16 protein-coding genes and 1 tRNA gene are annotated in these 16,196 nt (G+C 60.9%); 8 read left to right on the forward strand and 9 right to left on the reverse strand.

Annotated features, from left to right (window positions below):
- Positions 1 to 2: 2 nt before the first annotated feature.
- From KYK83_RS06320 to KYK83_RS06330, 3 genes are all read left to right on the forward strand, one after another.
- The gene (locus KYK83_RS06320) at positions 3 to 1,160 is read left to right on the forward strand and encodes a phosphoserine transaminase (RefSeq protein ID WP_222827603.1); all 1,158 of its coding nucleotides are present in this window, start codon (positions 3 to 5) and stop codon (positions 1,158 to 1,160) included.
- A 94-nt stretch (positions 1,161 to 1,254) separates the two neighbouring features.
- A complete protein-coding gene (gene serA / locus KYK83_RS06325) occupies positions 1,255 to 2,838 on the forward strand; it encodes a phosphoglycerate dehydrogenase (RefSeq protein WP_222827604.1) in 1,584 nt (527 codons plus the stop codon).
- Positions 2,839 to 2,866: 28 nt separating this feature from the next.
- On the forward strand, positions 2,867 to 3,979 hold the full coding sequence (locus KYK83_RS06330) for an ATP phosphoribosyltransferase regulatory subunit (protein ID WP_222827605.1): 1,113 nt from the start codon (positions 2,867 to 2,869) through the stop codon (positions 3,977 to 3,979).
- Here the strand turns inward: KYK83_RS06330 and KYK83_RS06335 are convergent.
- Genes KYK83_RS06335 through KYK83_RS06345 form a run of 3 tightly spaced genes read right to left on the reverse strand, consistent with a single transcriptional unit; the run spans position 3,976 to position 6,412 of the window.
- Positions 3,976 to 4,584: a glutathione S-transferase gene (locus KYK83_RS06335; RefSeq protein ID WP_222827606.1), complete on the reverse strand. Its 609-nt coding sequence runs from the start codon at positions 4,582 to 4,584 to the stop codon at positions 3,976 to 3,978. The two genes, KYK83_RS06330 and KYK83_RS06335, sit on opposite strands and share 4 nt — an antisense overlap.
- A complete protein-coding gene (gene trhO, locus KYK83_RS06340) occupies positions 4,577 to 5,539 on the reverse strand; it encodes an oxygen-dependent tRNA uridine(34) hydroxylase TrhO (protein ID WP_346729424.1) in 963 nt (320 codons plus the stop codon). The genes KYK83_RS06335 and trhO overlap by 8 nt, the downstream gene beginning before the upstream one ends.
- Positions 5,540 to 5,593: 54 nt before the next feature.
- Positions 5,594 to 6,412, reverse strand: a complete 819-nt coding sequence (locus tag KYK83_RS06345) for an aldo/keto reductase (RefSeq protein WP_222827608.1) — start codon at positions 6,410 to 6,412, stop codon at positions 5,594 to 5,596.
- A gap of 182 nt (positions 6,413 to 6,594) precedes the next feature.
- On the opposite strand from KYK83_RS06345, the gene KYK83_RS06350 reads away from it, so the two are divergent.
- The 3 genes from KYK83_RS06350 (at position 6,595) to KYK83_RS06360 (ending at position 9,528) form a co-directional block, all read left to right on the forward strand.
- Positions 6,595 to 7,884 (forward strand): adenylosuccinate synthase, encoded by a 1,290-nt coding sequence (locus tag KYK83_RS06350; RefSeq protein WP_103022615.1) that lies wholly within the window; start codon positions 6,595 to 6,597, stop codon positions 7,882 to 7,884.
- A gap of 8 nt (positions 7,885 to 7,892) precedes the next feature.
- Positions 7,893 to 8,426, forward strand: coding sequence for a L,D-transpeptidase family protein (locus KYK83_RS06355; protein WP_248284293.1), 534 nt, complete (start codon positions 7,893 to 7,895; stop codon positions 8,424 to 8,426).
- A 130-nt stretch (positions 8,427 to 8,556) separates the two neighbouring features.
- Positions 8,557 to 9,528: a helix-turn-helix domain-containing protein gene (locus tag KYK83_RS06360; RefSeq protein ID WP_103022739.1), complete on the forward strand. Its 972-nt coding sequence runs from the start codon at positions 8,557 to 8,559 to the stop codon at positions 9,526 to 9,528.
- Here KYK83_RS06360 and KYK83_RS06365 read toward each other — a convergent pair.
- The 4 genes from KYK83_RS06365 to argH all read right to left on the reverse strand — a co-directional run bounded on the left by KYK83_RS06365 (position 9,525) and on the right by argH (position 13,232).
- Positions 9,525 to 10,229, reverse strand: a complete 705-nt coding sequence (locus KYK83_RS06365; protein ID WP_248284294.1) for a precorrin-2 dehydrogenase/sirohydrochlorin ferrochelatase family protein — start codon at positions 10,227 to 10,229, stop codon at positions 9,525 to 9,527. The genes KYK83_RS06360 and KYK83_RS06365 overlap by 4 nt on opposite strands.
- A gap of 65 nt (positions 10,230 to 10,294) precedes the next feature.
- On the reverse strand, positions 10,295 to 11,557 hold the full coding sequence (lysA, locus tag KYK83_RS06370; protein WP_222827610.1) for a diaminopimelate decarboxylase: 1,263 nt from the start codon (positions 11,555 to 11,557) through the stop codon (positions 10,295 to 10,297).
- Between the two features lie 62 nt (positions 11,558 to 11,619).
- Positions 11,620 to 11,856, reverse strand: coding sequence for an LPS translocon maturation chaperone LptM (gene lptM / locus KYK83_RS06375; RefSeq protein WP_222827611.1), 237 nt, complete (start codon positions 11,854 to 11,856; stop codon positions 11,620 to 11,622).
- On the reverse strand, positions 11,856 to 13,232 hold the full coding sequence (gene argH, locus KYK83_RS06380) for an argininosuccinate lyase (RefSeq protein WP_222827731.1): 1,377 nt from the start codon (positions 13,230 to 13,232) through the stop codon (positions 11,856 to 11,858). Before argH ends, lptM begins: the two co-directional genes overlap by 1 nt.
- A gap of 16 nt (positions 13,233 to 13,248) precedes the next feature.
- Between argH and KYK83_RS06385 the strand changes: the two genes are divergently transcribed.
- Positions 13,249 to 13,806 carry a TlpA family protein disulfide reductase gene (locus KYK83_RS06385; protein ID WP_234036408.1) on the forward strand — a complete coding sequence of 186 codons (558 nt, stop codon included), beginning with the start codon at positions 13,249 to 13,251 and terminating at the stop codon, positions 13,804 to 13,806.
- Here KYK83_RS06385 and KYK83_RS06390 read toward each other — a convergent pair.
- Together KYK83_RS06390 and KYK83_RS06395 are read right to left on the reverse strand one after the other, a co-directional pair.
- The gene (locus tag KYK83_RS06390) at positions 13,749 to 15,014 is read right to left on the reverse strand and encodes an FAD-dependent oxidoreductase (RefSeq protein WP_222827732.1); all 1,266 of its coding nucleotides are present in this window, start codon (positions 15,012 to 15,014) and stop codon (positions 13,749 to 13,751) included. The genes KYK83_RS06385 and KYK83_RS06390 overlap by 58 nt on opposite strands.
- Before the next feature lie 42 nt (positions 15,015 to 15,056).
- A tRNA-Val gene (locus tag KYK83_RS06395) sits at positions 15,057 to 15,132 on the reverse strand.
- Positions 15,133 to 15,217: 85 nt separating this feature from the next.
- On the opposite strand from KYK83_RS06395, the gene KYK83_RS06400 reads away from it, so the two are divergent.
- The gene (locus tag KYK83_RS06400) at positions 15,218 to 16,195 is read left to right on the forward strand and encodes an asparaginase (RefSeq protein WP_222827612.1); all 978 of its coding nucleotides are present in this window, start codon (positions 15,218 to 15,220) and stop codon (positions 16,193 to 16,195) included.
- Position 16,196: the final 1 nt, after the last annotated feature.

A 16,196-nucleotide genomic window follows, 5' to 3' on the forward strand; every position in this document is an offset into this window, starting at 1 on the left:
ACATGACTGCCGAACCGACGCTCAAACCCGAGCGCCCTTTCTTTTCGTCCGGACCGACCGCCAAGCACAAGGGCTGGTCTGCCGCCAATCTCAAAACCGAATCGCTCGGCCGCTCGCATCGCAGCGCGCTTGGCAAGTCACGGCTGAAACATGCCATCGACCTGTCCAAGGAAATGCTGGGCGTTCCCGAAGACTATCTGGTCGGCATCATGCCTGCCTCGGACACCGGGGCGCTGGAATGCGCAATGTGGACGATGCTGAAGCCCGATCGCCCGGCGACTGTCGCGGCATGGGAAAGCTTCGGCAACGTCTGGATCCAAGACGCGGTCAAGCAGCTCAAGCTGCCCAAGCTGACCACGCTGGATGCCGATTACGGCGAGATCCCGGACCTGGCATTCATCCCGCAGGATAACGACGTCGTCTTTACCTGGAACGGGACCACTTCGGGTGCGAAGATACCGGACACGGACTGGCTCGCGAAGGATCGCGAAGGCGTGACGATCAACGATGCCACCAGTGCCATCTTCGCCATGGAGATGGACTGGGCGAAGCTCGATGCCACCACGTACAGTTGGCAGAAGGTGATGGGCTCGGAAGCCCAGCACGGCATGCTGATCCTCAGCCCCAAGGCCGTGGCCCGGATCGAGGAATACGATCCCGAATGGCCGCTCCCCAAGCTCTTCCGTCTCAAGAAGGGCGGAAAGATCAACACCGGCATCTTCGAAGGCGCGACGATCAATACGCCATCGATGCTCGCGACCGAGGATTACATCGACGCACTCGAATGGGCGCAGTCGATCGGCGGCCGCAAGGCAATGTTCGAGCGGGCCGATGCCAATGCGAAGCTGGTCAAGGACTGGATCGAGGCGACGCCGTGGCTGCGCAATATGGTCGCCGATCCGGCCAAGCAGACCAATACCGGCGTTTGCTTCGTCTTCCAGGGCGACTGGTACGACAGTCTCTCCGAAGAGGATAAGGCTGGCGTTCCGAAAAAGATCGTCAAACTGCTGGAAGACCGCGACGTCGGGTACGACTTCAACGGCTATCGCGATGCCCCGCCGTCCTTGCGCATCTGGTGCGGCGGCACGGTCGAGCAGGAAGACCTCAAGCGCCTGCTGCCGTGGATCGAGTGGGCCTACGAGCAGGTCAAGAACGGTTGATCCGGTTGGTGGCAGGGACCCCCTGCCGCCACCAGCCCTATTTCCAATTCATGACCCGGCCTCATGGCCGGGGGCAACGACAGGAGTATCTGTCATGAGCAAGCCCAAAGTCCTCATTTCGGACAAGATGGACCCGAACGCCGCCCGCATTTTCGAAGAACGTGGCTGCGACGTCGATGTGAAGCCGGGCATGACGCCCGATGAACTGAAGGCGGTCATCGGCCAGTATGATGGCCTCGCCATCCGTTCGGCCACCAAGGTTACCAAGGATATCATCGATGCCGCGGACAATCTGAAGGTTGTCGGGCGTGCAGGCATCGGGGTCGACAATGTCGATATTCCCGCCGCCAGCGCCAAGGGCGTGGTGGTGATGAACACGCCTTTCGGCAATTCGATCACCACGGCCGAGCATGCCATCGCCATGATGTTCGCACTTGCGCGCCAGATCCCGGCCGCAAACGCGCGGACGCAGGCCGGCGAATGGCCCAAGAACGACTTCATGGGCGTCGAGGTTACTGGCAAGACGCTGGGCCTTATCGGTGCGGGCAATATCGGATCGATCGTCGCTGCGCGCGCTTTGGGACTGCGGATGAAGGTCGTAGCTTATGATCCCTTCCTCACCGAAGAGCGCGCAGTAGAAATCGGTGTGGAGAAAGCAGACCTCGCCACGCTGCTTGGCAAGGCGGATTTCATTACGCTCCACACGCCGCTGACCGACGAAACGCGCAATATCCTGTCGAAGGAGAATCTTGCGAAAACGAAGCCCGGTGTCCGGATCGTCAATTGCGCACGAGGTGGGTTGATCGACGAAGCAGCGCTGGCAGAAGCCCTCGACAGTGGGCAGGTCGCCGGGGCGGCCCTAGACGTGTTCCAGACGGAGCCGGCCAAGGATAGCCCACTGTTCGGCAAATCCAATTTCATCTGCACCCCGCATCTTGGTGCGAGCACGACCGAAGCGCAGGTCAACGTCGCGCTGCAGGTGGCGGAACAGATGGCTGATTATCTGGTCAGCGGCGGCGTTACCAATGCCCTCAACATGCCATCGCTGAGCGCCGAAGAAGCGCCCAAGCTAAAACCCTATATGAAGCTGGCGGAAAACCTCGGCAGTCTCGTGGGTCAGCTTGCACATGGAAATCTGACCAAGATCAGCATCGAGCGCGAGGGTGCCGCTGCAGAGCTTTCCGGCAAGCCGATCGAGGGTGCGGTTCTGGCCGGCCTGATGCGGCAGTATTCGGACACGGTAAACATGGTCAATGCGCCTTTTTTGGCCAAGGAACGCGGCCTCGACATCCGGTCCATTCGCCACGAGAAGGAAGGCGCCTATAACACCCTGCTGCGTGTCACGGTGGGCACCGAGGCTGGCGACCGTTCGGTCGCCGGTACGCTGTTCGGTGCCGATGCGCCGCGTCTGACGGAAATCTTCGGCGTCCGGATCGAAGCCGAACTCGATGGCCATATGCTCTATATCGTGAATGAGGACGCGCCCGGTTTCATCGGTCGGATCGGTTCTCTTCTGGGCGAGAACGGCATCAACATCGGCACGTTCAACCTTGGCCGCCGCGCGGCAGGAGGGGAAGCGGTGCTCCTGCTGAGTGTCGACCAGCCGATCCCGGACGACGTCGTAAAGGCGGCCTGCGCGCTGGAAGGCGTGAAGACCGTGATGCCGCTGGCGTTCTGACAAACGATAGGGCAGGGGGCGCGTCATTATGACAACAGCTGACGACCTCCTGCCTGTCGGTCTCGAAGACGCTCTGCCGGATCGCGCCCGCAAGATTACTTCTGCGATGCGCGCAGTGCTCGATGCGATGGATGGCCACGGCTATGATCGTGTCCGCCCTCCACTGGTAGAGTTCGAACAGTCGCTGGCCGGCCGCATGGACGGCGTGGCGACGCGCCGGATGGTGCGTTTTACCGATCCCGACAGTTTGCGAACACTCGCGCTTCGCAGCGACATCACGGTGCAGATCGGGCGTATCGCGGCGACGGGTATGGCACATGCGCCGCGCCCCTTGCGCCTTTGTTATGCAGGTGACGTCGCCTTCCTCAGCGCGAGCCAGCTGGATCCGGCACGCCAGCGGTTGCAAATGGGCGCGGAGTTGATCGGAACGGACAGCGTGGCAGCGGCCAGCGAAATCGTCTCGGTCGCGATCGACGCGCTCACGGCTGCAGGCGTTACCAATATCTCGGTCGATTTTACCTTGCCAGATCTGGTCGACGCTCTGGCGCAGGATGCCATGCCCCTGGCACCGGACCAGCGCGAAGCGGTGCGGCGCGAACTCGACACGAAGGATGCAGGCGGTCTGCGCGAAGCGGGCGGCGATGCCTACCTTCCGCTACTCTATGCCACTGGTGACTTTGCGATGGCCATCGACAAGCTCGCCGCGCTTGATGCGGGCGGCGCGCTGGCCAGCAGGATCGAGGGTTTGAGGACGATTGCGGCGACGATCGGTGAGCGAGCACGGGTAACGCTCGATCCCACGGAACGGCATGGTTTCGAATACCAGAGCTGGTTCGGCTTCACGCTTTATGGCGACGGAGCGCGCGGCGCGCTTGGGCGAGGTGGGACTTATACTATTCGCGGGAGCGAAGAAGCTGCGACAGGTTTTTCGCTCTACATGGACCCGTTGCTCGATGCGCTAGGTGCCACGAATGGCGATGACGGGAAGAAGCTTTTTCTCCCGCTCGGCCATGATCGTGGGACGGCAGCCCGGCTGCGAGCGATTGGCTGGCGTACGGTGGCGGCGGTTGAACCGACCGACGACCCGCAGCAGCTGGGATGTTCGCATGTTCTGGATGGGGACGCCCCCCGGACGCTCTAATCCGCTGACTTCCATTGCGGATGTTTCCGCATCACCCCGGCGAAAAGGTCCGAGACGAGGAGTCCTTCCAGCCACTTTTGGAGAGCGGGCAGGTCCAACGCGTCGAACCAAGCACGGTCGGCATTGGCAAACTGACGGATGAAGGGAAAGATTGCGATGTCTGCCAAGCCGCGCCGAGCTCCGCATAGATAGGCGGTACCGGCCAGCCGCTCGTCGAGTTGCTTGAGGATATCGAACGCTGCCGCCCGGTGCTCTTCTGGGTCCACGTCATCATAGCGGGTCGCGTATTTGTAGCGATCCAGATGGTGCTTGAAGGGGCCATCATTGGTCTCGATCAAGAGCTGATCGTTTCGATCGAGCCAGCCTTCCGGATCGTTTTGTCCCAATGCCCAGTGCATGATGTCCAGGCTTTCTTCCAAGGGCGGGGCACCCGGCACGACTAGAACAGGGACCGTTCCCTTGGGTGACACCTCCAGCATCTCGGGCGGCTTGTCGCGCAACACCACTTCGCGGTGTTCGTAACTGGCACCGCTCACGCTCAACGCCATGCGTGCGCGCATCGCATAGGGACAACGACGGAAACTGTAGAGGATCACCTCAGTCATCCGTTTCGATATCATCCTTGCGACCGATATGATCCTGTCCGCGCGCGTCGGCCAACGCCGCCTGCCGGTGCCGCTCGCTGTAACGAGCTCGCTGTTCTTCGCTGCGTTCGTCATGGCAGCGGTGGCACGATACGCCTTCCACGAAATGCTCGTGCGCCATATCTTCCCCGCTCAAGGGCCGCCTGCACGCACGACATAGTGAATGATCGCCAAGCTTGAGACCATGGCCCACGCTGACCCGTTCATCGAAGACGAAGCATTCACCGCGCCACAGGCTTTCCTGTTCCGGAACATGTTCGAGGTAGTTCAGAATGCCGCCTTTGAGGTGGTAGACTTCCTCCACCCCTTCGGAACGAGCGAAGGCGGTCGACTTTTCGCAGCGGATGCCGCCTGTGCAGAACATGGCGATCTTTGGTGAGCGACCCGTGTCTTCGATCTCTGCCCGCTTGGCGCGGAACCAATCGGGGAACTCTCCGAAGCTTTTCGTTTCAGGGTCGATCGCCCCTTCGAAGGTGCCAATCTGCACTTCGTAATCGTTGCGAGTATCGATCACAATCACGTCGGGATCGGCGATCAGCGCGTTCCAGTCTTGGGGATCGACATAGGTACCCACTCCGGACAACGGATCGAGATCGGGCTGGCCCATTGTCACGATCTCCTTCTTCAGCCGCACTTTGGTGCGACGGAAGGGCATCGTGTCGGAACGCGATTCCTTGACCTCGATGTAGGAGCAGCCGGGCAAGGTACGGACATGAGCGAGAACGGCGTCGATACTATCGTCCGACCCCGCGATGGTGCCATTGATCCCTTCGCGGGCCAGAAGCAGCGTGCCGCGCACGCCAGCCTTTTCCATACACGCCGACAAATCGGGCTTGATGGACGCGGGATCGTCAAATCTCGCGAACTGGTAGAGGGCGGCAATGCGGATCGGTAGAGGGGCGGGTTCGGTTTTCACGGCGCCGCCTTTAGCAGTCTCTTTAGCAGGCTGCATCCCCGGCTTTTTCCAATCTCACTCGTTCAGTTTGCTCGGCTCTGGACCTATCCGGCCATCAGCATCGTCCAATGCGTCGATCCGTGCCATCTGTTCATCCGACAGGGTGAAAGAGATCGCCGAGAAGTTTGCTTCGATATGGTCACGGCTGGAAGCCTTGGGAATTGGGCAAAGCCCGTGCTGCAGATGCCACCGCAAGATCACGGCACTGGCTGAATGACCAGTCTCTTCGGCAATGCTCGCAATCGTTGAATTTTCCATTCCCGCGCCTTGTCCAAGCGGGGACCAGCTTTGCGTGACGATACCCATATCGCTATGCTGCTTGCGTAGTTCGCGTTGCTGAAAGGACGGATGCAGTTCAATTTGATTGAGAGCGGGCGTTACTCCAGTGTCGTCCGCGATCCGCTTCAGATCTTCCGTTCTGAAGTTCGACACGCCGATGGATTTGGCTTTTCCCTGATCGCGAAGCTCGATCAATGCTTTCCACGTTTCGACGAACAACCCTTTCTCCGGACAGGGCCAGTGAATGAGCAGCATGTCGACGTTATCACGTCCTAGGCGATCAAGGCACTTATCTGCCGCTTTCAGAGTCCTGTCGTACCCTTGACTCGCGTTCCAGATTTTCGTCTGCAGGAAGATGTCCGGAGTTTCGGTCAGGCCGTCACCGACGCCGTCTTCATTCTGATAAACGGCTGCCGTATCGACCATTTTATAGCCAACATCGACGGCCGTCCGCACAGCTTCTGCAGCTTTGTCATTATCGATCTGATACGTGCCGAAGCCAATCTGCGGAAGCTGGCGGCCATCGTTCAGGGTGAGCATTGGATAGTCTGTCATGAAATCTCCTTGTGTTCAGTCAATGGTAGAGCGCAGCAAAGTTTCCGCGGCTTGACGGGAAACCCATGGCCCCCTAGGTCGCGCACCGCATTTGAAGCGGGTTTCCGCTTCTCCATTCCATCCCTTGGTCGAGTCCTGTCGAAGGACCTCGTGGATCCCCTGGCAGGGGAAAAGGCGTAATCATGGCAAATGTGACCGTAATCGGTGCCCAGTGGGGCGATGAGGGCAAAGGCAAAATCGTCGATTGGCTTGCCAGTCGCGCCGATGCCGTCGTGCGTTTTCAGGGTGGCCACAACGCGGGCCACACGCTCGTGGTTGGCGATACGACGTACAAGCTCTCGTTATTGCCGAGCGGTATCGTTACCGGCACGTTGAGCATTGTCGGCAATGGCGTGGTGCTGGATCCCTGGCATCTCAAGGCCGAGGTTGAAAAGCTCGAGGGGCAGGGCGTCGAGATCAATCCCGACAACTTCGCTGTCGCAGACAACTGCCCGCTGATCCTGCCGTTTCACCGCGACCTCGACGGATTGCGGGAGACGGCTGCCGGATCGGGCAAAATCGGGACAACCGGTCGCGGGATCGGGCCGGCTTACGAGGACAAGGTTGGCCGCCGAGCCATTCGGGTATGCGACCTTGCGCATCTCGACGATCTCGACCCTCAACTGGACCGTCTCTGCGCCCATCACGATGCGCTTCGTGCGGGTTTCGACCAACCACCCATCGATCGGGAGGAACTGCTTTCGCAATTGCGCGAAATCGCTCCGTTTGTGCTCCAGTTCGCACAACCGGTGTGGAAGCGGCTCAAGAAGGTTCGCAAGGCAGGAGCCAAGATTCTGTTCGAAGGTGCGCAGGGCGTACTGCTCGATATCGATCACGGAACCTATCCGTTCGTTACCAGCTCAAATACTGTCAGCGGCACTGCGGCAGCGGGTAGCGGCCTCGGGCCCAATGCGACCGGTTATGTGCTCGGTATCGTCAAGGCTTATACCACTCGCGTGGGTAGCGGGCCGTTTCCAACCGAGCTAGAAGACGAAATTGGCCAGGGTATCGGGGAGCGTGGTCATGAGTTCGGCACCGTTACCGGGCGCCAGCGCCGTGTGGGTTGGTTCGATGCGGTGCTTGTGCGTCAGAGCTGCGCGATCAGCGGTGTCACTGGCATAGCCTTGACTAAAATCGATGTGTTGGATGGGCTGGACGAGGTGAAAATCTGTACGGGCTATCGCCTCCGCGGCCAGGTATACGATTACTTCCCAAGCCATTCGGCCGACCAGGCGGCACTCGAGCCGATCTATGAAACCATGGATGGCTGGACAGAGTCCACTGCCGGCGCGCGTAGCTTTGCCGATCTCCCGGCCAATGCCGTGAAGTATATCCAACGCATACAGGAATTGATCGAAACCCCCGTCTCGCTGGTGTCGACCAGTCCGGAGCGCGACGATACCATACTCATGCGCGATCCATTCATGGATTGATGCAGCAAATGCGTTATGGTGGCGAAGCCATGCGCTTCGCCGCCATCTCGTTTTGCCTGCTAGCCGCGGCCCTGCTGCTTTCCGCACCGCCTGCTCAAGCCCAAGAGGCTCGAGCGGGGGAGCGAGCCGATTTCGTTTTGATCGACAAGTCCGACCGCAAGTTATGGCTCTATCAGGACGGCAAGGTCATTCGCGCTTATTCAGGTCTGCAATATGGCGATGCGCCAGTGGGTCACAAACAGTTCGAAGGTGACGAGCGAACGCCGGAAGGGCGTTATACGATCAGCTACGGTAACGAACAGTCGAGCTATTATCTCAGCCTGTATATCGATTATCCCAATGCGCAGGACAGGGCCTTCGCAAATGCCCGCGGGCGGTCTCCGGGCGGGCTGATCTTTATTCACGGACAACCCAACGGCCTGCCGTTCGATGCGCGCGTGCCAGGTGACTGGACCGATGGTTGCATCGCAATGTCCAACGCGGAAATAGCGGAGGTGTGGAGCCTCGTGCCTGATGGCACACCGATCGAAATCCGGCCGTAGTTCGACAAAGCAATCCGGCCACTCCTCCGCCCCATATCGCTGCTGGATTGCAAATAGCATCTACCACATTCTTGACTCAACCTCGCTTTGTTCTCATTCTGTTCGCGTCAAGGAAATGGAGCGCGATTCGATGCAGCAGGATTTTCTGTACGAGCCGATATGCAATGCTGCTGGATGCCAGCTGACCGTAACGGTGCTGGCTGATCGCGATTATCTGCGGGAAGAGATGTGTGCGGATGCATCTTCTGCCGGTTTCCGCGTGCTCGATAGCTGCAGTCTGGAAGAATATGCACAAGGGCCCCTGACGGCGCTGGGGGATCTGGTGCTCGTCGATTGTTCTGAAGCCACTGCGGATGCGATGGCGCTCTTATCCCGGCTGGATATGCGCGGCGGCAAGGCCGGTGCCCATTTGGTCATTTCCACAACGATGGGTGCGCTCGACAGCGTCTTTGGATGTCTTTCGATGTCCGCAGTACAGATTCTCGTTGATCCGGCCCGTGCAGAACGCGTGATTGCAATTGGCCGCGTGCTTGCGCTTCTTCCAAATCTGCGTTTGCGGGAAATGGGGGAAGACGACCGCTTGATGCTGCTCCGTCTCACTGAACAGGTGGGCCGTATTGCCGAAAGGCTGGAATTAATGTCGCCGGGACAGCGAGCCGGGGGCGGCGCGTTTCGATTTGAATCTCCGTCTCCCGGATGGCGAGGTGAGGAAGACGATCACTCGGGCTCTCGAAAACGGACCGAGCGGGTCCAGTTGCCTGACTCTTCCATTATCCGCAGGCTGATCAAGGCCCGGCAATTGCGCGCGCAGTATTTCGATGCCGGTTTGTTTGCCGACCCGGCCTGGGATATTCTGCTCGACCTGGCGGCTGCCCGATCAGAGCGGCGACGGGTTAGCGTCACTTCGCTTTGTATCGCAGCGGGCGTGCCAGCGACCACGGCCCTGCGCTGGATTGGCCAGATGGTCGATGCCGATCTACTGATGCGTGTTTCCGATCCCCACGATCGCCGCCGCGCTTATATCGCTCTTGCAGATACAACGGCCGACGCGATGGCCAGCTATCTTGCGGAAGTAGGCGCTGCGGAACTGGCGAGCGTCTAGCCCTTACGGCGTAGAATTACAGTCAATCCCTCGGCCGGCGGGTCGGCGGGCAGTGCTTTCCTAACAGCGTCGGCGCGAGCGCGCGCCAGAATGGTATCCGGAATGTGTGCATCATGCAGAATGATGTCGGCCTTTCCCAGAGCGCGTGCCTGACGCAGCGTCAAATCTTCGGGGTCGTCGCTCGCAATAGTAAATTCAACGATCTGAGAACTCGCGTTTTCTTGTGCGCCATCCAGCCAGTTTTCAACTGATGCGGCGCTCGCTTCTTCGAACGGATCCAGCACGCCATGTTCCTGGAGTGCTGCATCGATCGCTCGCCTGCGCGCATTGCTTTCGGGAAAGCGGGTGCGGATCCTGTCACGGGCAGTGAACAAAACCGTAGCCAGTGTACCGAGGGTCTGGGGCAGTATGGCTTCGAGACGGAGGCGAAGGTGCTTTGCCAAGCCAGCCGACGCCCCGCCCGTACTTACTGCCACCAGTACCGGATCGCGGTCGAGCACGCTGGGCAAGGTGAAATCGCAAAGGTCGGGACGGTCGGCGACATTCACCAGCAAACCGGCCTGCTTAAGCCGGCGGGCCGCGCTCTCGGAAGCGCGCTCGTCCTCCAGCGCAACGAAGGCAAGCTGCGCATGATGCGCTTCGGTTTCAGCGCATGGAATGCCGCCCGCCCGTTCGACAAGCCGGGCTTTGGCGTCGGCCATATCACCAACGCCTACCACGACGACGCGCTTCCCCGAAATGCGATGGAAAAGCGGGAGCGAATGCATCAGCCGAGCCAGTCCGGTACGCGTTCGGCATCCATTATGGCCGCCGCCGCAATGCGGTCCGCCACCACGGCAAAGCAATCGCCGTCTACCAGCACTTCGGCCACGAAACCGCGGGAATTATACGAAGACGCCATGGTCGCGCCGTATGCGCCCGCCGTGCGGAAGACGGCGAGGTCGCCCGCCACCAGCGCGTCGCATTCGCGGTCCATCGCGAAGGTGTCGCCGGTCTCGCAGATCGGACCCACGATATGTGCGGTCATGCGATCACCGGTCGGCGCGACTGCATCGAAATCATGCCAGGCACCATACATGGCCGGTCGCGCAAGATCGTTCATTGCAGCATCGACCACCACGAAAGGCGGCCCGTTCCCGCTGCGCTTGGACCGGATGACCCGCGTTAGCAGGACGCCGGCATTGCCCGCGATGACGCGGCCCGGTTCGAACATCAGGCGGACATCCCATTTCGCAGTGACCCGGGCGACCATCGAGCCGTATTCTTCGGGCGAGGGCATTTTTTCACCCGCCTTGTAAGGAACACCCAGACCACCACCGAGGTCGGCATGCGTCACGGCGCAGCCCTTATCCCGCAGTTCCGCAATGAGCGCGCCGACTTTCTCGAAGGCGGTTTCCAAGGGTTCGAGAGTTGAAAGCTGGCTGCCGATATGGACGGCCACGCCGCGCATATCGAGGCCGTCTTCCTGCGCAAGCCGGGTATAGATTTCGGCAGCCCGATCGAGCGGGACACCGAACTTGTTTTCCCGCTTGCCGGTCGAGATTTTTTCATGGGTGCGGGCATCCACATCAGGATTGACGCGAAGGGCGCAGGCTGCGCGGCTGCCATGCCGTTCAGCGATTGCAGCCAGTTCGTATCCCTCTTCCTCGCTCTCGATATTGAACTGGCCGATGCCTGCTTCCAGTCCATGCAGGAGTTCCGAATGGGTTTTGCCGACACCCGAAAAAACGATGTCCGCAGGTTTCATGCCGGCTGCCAAAGCGCGCGCCAGTTCGCCGCTGGAAACTACGTCCGCGCCATAGCCTTCGTTGGCCAAGACCTTGAGAACTGCAAGGTTCGGGTTCGCCTTGACCGCGAAGGCGATATGCGGATCATGAAGGCCGGAAAGCGCATCCCGGAAGACCCGAGCATGGCGTTCGAGAGTGGCGCGCGAATAAACGTAAACCGGTGTGCCCACCTCTTCCGCGATACGGGACAGGGCAACGTCTTCGGCGTGGAGGACGCCGTCTTTAAGCTGGAAATAGTCCATGGCTGACGCCTGTGCCGAATGCGCGCGTCACTGTCGAGCAAGCCTTGCTTCGGGCGCTGAAATTACTGGGGAGGGAGGTCGAACGGATCGTCCTCACGTTCCTCCGAGCGAGTGCGCAGTTCCACGTTGCGATCGGGCGCCGATTCCGGATCCAGTTCAAGGAGTTCGTCCGCAGTCGGCTGAACCTGCGCGCCATAGGGTGCGGGCGGAAGCGACGATCCTTCAACCGGTTCCAGTGCGGATTTCTGCCCGCAAGCACCGAGCATGAGCAAAGCGGCAAGTACAATCCAGTTACGCATCAATCCTCCAGCCCGAGGCGCTTTTTCGCCGCGGCTACCTGTTCCCTTACGCGAACCGGGGCGGTGCCGCCATAGGACGCGCGTGCCGCGACAGAAGCATCGACCGACAGCGCGTCGAACACGCGCTCGTCGATCCGGGAATCGATCGCCCTAAGATCGCCGATGGACAAACCGTCCAGCGCCACACCATTTTCGTCGGCCAGCTTTACCGCCGCGCCCGTGATATGATGGGCCTCGCGAAACGGAATGTCGGCCTGCCGGACCAGCCAGTCGGCAAGATCGGTGGCGGTCGCATGTCCCGCTTCGGCCGCCTGGCGCATGCGAGCCGTTTCAAAGCGGCTGTCCGCCACCATCCCCGCCATTGCCGCCAGGCTGAGATCGAGCAGACCGGCAGCTTCGAATACCGGCGGCTTGTCGTCCTGCATATCTTTCGAATAGGCGAGGGGGAGACCCTTCATGGTGATCATCAGACTGGTCGCGCAGCCGATGACCCGGCCCGCGTGCCCGCGCACCAGTTCGGCCGCATCGGGATTGCGCTTCTGCGGCATGATCGAACTGCCGGTCGACAGCGTATCCGGCAGCTTGACGAAACCGAAGGGCTGGCTGGCCCAGATGATGAATTCTTCCGCAAGGCGGCTGAGGTGAAGCGAGCACTGGCTCGCAGCCATCAGGTAATCGAGCGCGAAATCGCGGTCGGACACGGCATCGAGACTATTGCGGGTCGGTTGCGCGAAGCCGAGCGCGTTTGCCGTCATGTCGCGATCGATATCGAACCCCGTTCCGGCAAGTGCTGCCGATCCGAGTGGACATTCATCCATCCGTACGAGGGCATCGGCAAAGCGCGAGCGATCACGGATCAGCATTTCGAAATAGGCGAGCAGATGATGTCCCAGGGTCACCGGCTGCGCCGTCTGCAAATGCGTGAATCCGGGCATGATGCTATCGGCATGCTCTTCGGCTCTGCCGACCAGCGCCGAAAGCAGGGCATCGATACCCGCAATGGAGCGCTGCATGGCGCTGCGCACCCACATGCGGAAATCGGTCGCCACCTGATCGTTGCGGCTGCGGGCCGTGTGCAAGCGCCCGGCAGCAGGGCCGACGATCTCGGTCAGGCGGGCTTCGGCGGTCATGTGGATGTCCTCGAGGTCCCAATCCTCGGGTACGCCGTCACGTTCATATTCGGCCGCGACTTGCTGCAAGCCTTCATCGATCGCCTTCGCGTCAGCCTCGCTCACAATGCCTTGCTGGGCCAGCATGGCCACATGCGCCCGGCTTCCTGCGATATCCTCGCGCCAGAGCGCCTTGTCGAAAGGGATTGAGGCATTGATTTCGCGCATGATCGCGCTAGGCCCTTCGGCGAACCTGCCTCCCCACATGCTGTTGGAGTTTTTCGTGTCCCGTACGTCGTTCACGCTAGCCATCGTCCTCGGTCTTGCTGTCGCGGCCTGCGATAGGGGCACGTCGGAAGACGCGCAAGAAAGCAGCGCTTCATCCGTGCCTACCGGAGAAATCGATACCAGTGAGGCCGGCGCGCTGATGCCCGCGGTCAACCTGAGCAACCCGGATGGGCGCACGCTCAATCTCGGGGCGTTGCAGGGCACGCCGGTCCTGCTCAACCTCTGGGCAACCTGGTGTGCCCCGTGTGTGAAGGAAATGCCGCTGCTGGACGATCTGGCAAGCGAGTACGACGGTCGGCTCAGGGTGGTGACGGCGAGCCAGGACATGCAAGGCGCCGAGAAAGTCGCGCCATTCTTCGCCGAAAAGGGTTACGCCCGGCTCGAACCTTGGATGGACCCGGAAAACGAACTCAGCTTTGCGATTGGTGGCGGGGTCATGCCGACGACGGTCCTGTACGATGGTGCCGGTCAGGAAATCTGGCGCGTACAGGGCGATTACGATTGGTCCAGCGAGGACGCACGCGCAGCCATCGACGCGGCGATCGCCGAATAGTCGGGCACTTCCAGGCCAAGTATGGGGAGCGGAAATCCGAACAATCCGCTCATCAGCTGTGCCTGTATCCGCGCCACCGGGCCAAAACGGGAAAGCGGCGCGACGATGCGGTCGCGGATCCATGGCCATAAGTCATCGCTCGATTGAAACAGGGGCGTGAACGCGGCTGTTACAGCCTGATACAGCGCGACATGATCGCGCCGCCAGCTGGCGGACAGTCGTAATCCTTCGGTTAGAGTGCGTCCTTCGCGCAGACCTGCTGCGAGCCCCCATGCATCGAGCAAGGCCATGTTCGCTCCCTGGCCGAGTTGCGGACTTGCTGAATGCCAGGCATCCCCGATTCGTACCAGACGTTCACGATACGGGCGATGCGAGCTGCGATGGGCGTAGCGTGCAAAGGTAAGGTCGTCGTGACAGGAAATTCTGTCCAGGAGGAAATCGGCCTCGGGCCACAGAGTGCGGACCTGGCTTTTCCATACAGCGAGGGGTGAGGACCGCCACTGAGAATACGCGTCACGCTTCAACGACCAGAACAGAGCCACCTCGTCGGGCAAGCCCGGGCTGCGCGAGCCGATTGGCAGTATGCCGATCATCTGGGAGGCGCGGCGATAGCGCTGTTCGAGGAGGTTTTTCGCGTGCCGGTCACTTGGTTCGACAGGAATTGCCGCCCATAGTGCGCCGAACGGGAGCAGGCCCCGCTGCTCGCCGAACTCGATACGTGACGCCCATCCGCTTGCGTCTACGACCAGATCGAAGGGTCCCGCACGGGTGCCGTCACGCGCGATAATATGACGTCTTCGCCCTTCCAATACGCTGTTGTGGATTTCCGACCCGGTGCGAATGGATATGTCCGCTGCGATTGCCCGCGCATACAGCACCGCGAACAGGCTTGCCCGGTGGATACCGATTCCGAACGCCTCACCTGACCCGAGCTTGGAATAGGGGGCGTCCAATGCCGTTCGACCGTGTTCGTCGAGACCGAACAGTGCGTCGATCCGCGCGCCGCGGGCAGCGATTTCATTCGACAGGCCCATTCGGTCGAGAACGGCCATACCCGAAGGTTGCAGCATCAGGCCGGAACCCAGAGGTTGTGGCTGATCGAATCGCTCGAAAAGCGTCACCTGGTGACCATCGCCATGCAACAGGATGGCCGCGGCAAGGCCTGCCGGGCCACATCCAATGATCGCGATGTCGTAAGTCTGGCGGATACCCTCTCCCGCGCTGCCGCCTGTGTGGCCCCTGTCGGGGGATGGTGGGCGCTGACGGGCTCGAACCGCCGACCCTCTCGGTGTAAACGAGATGCTCTACCAACTGAGCTAAGCGCCCGCTCATGTGCGGAGGTGCTGCTAATAGCGTCCAAATCTTCAAAATCAATTGCCGAGATTGCATGGGCGCCGCTAGGCGGCTGCATATGAAGAGCAAGCTCACCGTATTGGCTACCGGAGGCACGATTGCCGGGATAGCTGGCAGTGCCATCGCGAAGGATTATCGCGCGGGAGAGATCGGAATCGAGGATTACCTCGAGCGGGTCGGGGGGCTCGGTCTTGAAGCTGAGCTTTCAGGAACGCAGATCGCGAATATCGATTCGGCCGATGTCGGACCCTCCGTCTGGCACCCGCTGCATGCGCGCGCGATGGAAGCCCTTGCTGACGAGGAATGCGACGGGCTTATCGTTACGCACGGTACCGATACGCTGGAAGAAACCGCTTTCCTGCTCGATCTGACTTTGCCGGCGAACAAACCGGTCTTGGTGGTGGGTGCGATGCGCCCTGCCGATGCTGTGGGCTACGACGGTTTGCGAAACTTCGCCAATGCCGTGCGCGTGGCCAGTGATGCGCAGGCTGCGGGGCGAGGGGTGCTGGTAGTCATGGGCGATCGCATGTTCGCAGCGCGAGACGTCTACAAGGTCCGCACACGCGGCGCCGAAGCGTTTCGTGGCTTCCCGCGCGAATCGGTAGGCATGGTGACACCCGCCTCGCTTGAGTGGTTCGGAGCGCCTTGGCGCAGCGATACGCCGGCTCGGTTCGGCCTGCCGAAAGACCTGCCGGAAGTTGCGATCGTGTATGTTTACGCCGGGCTGGATGCGCAAAGCGTATCCCGCCAGCTAGGCAGCACGACGCGCGGCGTCGTGGTGGCGGGCGTGGGTGAAGGCAACTTGCCGGAATGTGTGCGCCAGGAACTGGTCAGGCTCGCAAGAGAGGGCACACTGGTCGTGCGCGCCAGCCGTGCGGACGAGGGCATGGTCGATCGCGAACCCGACGACGATGAAAACGCTTTTGTTGCTGCTCGTGCGTTGAACCCGCAGAAGGCGCGCATTCTGCTGCAATTGCTGCTGGCGGGCGGCGAGACCGAGCCCGCCGCCATCCAGCGCGCGTTCGACGGACGCTAAG

The sequence above is a fragment of the Qipengyuania pacifica genome, assembly GCF_019857205.1.
In the GTDB taxonomy this organism is placed as follows: domain Bacteria; phylum Pseudomonadota; class Alphaproteobacteria; order Sphingomonadales; family Sphingomonadaceae; genus Qipengyuania; species Qipengyuania pacifica.

Bases quoted from the DNA above. Each gene is read 5' to 3' on its own strand.
- KYK83_RS06320 (WP_222827603.1), top strand. From the start codon at position 3: ATGACTGCCGAACCGACGCTCAAACCCGAGCGCCCTTTCTTTTCGTCC.
- serA (WP_222827604.1), top strand. From the start codon at position 1,255: ATGAGCAAGCCCAAAGTCCTCATTTCGGACAAGATGGACCCGAACGCC.
- KYK83_RS06330 (WP_222827605.1), top strand. From the start codon at position 2,867: ATGACAACAGCTGACGACCTCCTGCCTGTCGGTCTCGAAGACGCTCTG.
- KYK83_RS06335 (WP_222827606.1), bottom strand. From the start codon at position 4,584: ATGACTGAGGTGATCCTCTACAGTTTCCGTCGTTGTCCCTATGCGATG.
- KYK83_RS06345 (WP_222827608.1), bottom strand. From the start codon at position 6,412: ATGACAGACTATCCAATGCTCACCCTGAACGATGGCCGCCAGCTTCCG.
- KYK83_RS06350 (WP_103022615.1), top strand. From the start codon at position 6,595: ATGGCAAATGTGACCGTAATCGGTGCCCAGTGGGGCGATGAGGGCAAA.
- KYK83_RS06355 (WP_248284293.1), top strand. From the start codon at position 7,893: ATGCGTTATGGTGGCGAAGCCATGCGCTTCGCCGCCATCTCGTTTTGC.
- KYK83_RS06360 (WP_103022739.1), top strand. From the start codon at position 8,557: ATGCAGCAGGATTTTCTGTACGAGCCGATATGCAATGCTGCTGGATGC.
- KYK83_RS06365 (WP_248284294.1), bottom strand. From the start codon at position 10,229: ATGGCCGACGCCAAAGCCCGGCTTGTCGAACGGGCGGGCGGCATTCCA.
- lysA (WP_222827610.1), bottom strand. From the start codon at position 11,557: ATGGACTATTTCCAGCTTAAAGACGGCGTCCTCCACGCCGAAGACGTT.
- lptM (WP_222827611.1), bottom strand. From the start codon at position 11,856: ATGCGTAACTGGATTGTACTTGCCGCTTTGCTCATGCTCGGTGCTTGC.
- argH (WP_222827731.1), bottom strand. From the start codon at position 13,232: ATGTGGGGAGGCAGGTTCGCCGAAGGGCCTAGCGCGATCATGCGCGAA.
- KYK83_RS06400 (WP_222827612.1), top strand. From the start codon at position 15,218: ATGAAGAGCAAGCTCACCGTATTGGCTACCGGAGGCACGATTGCCGGG.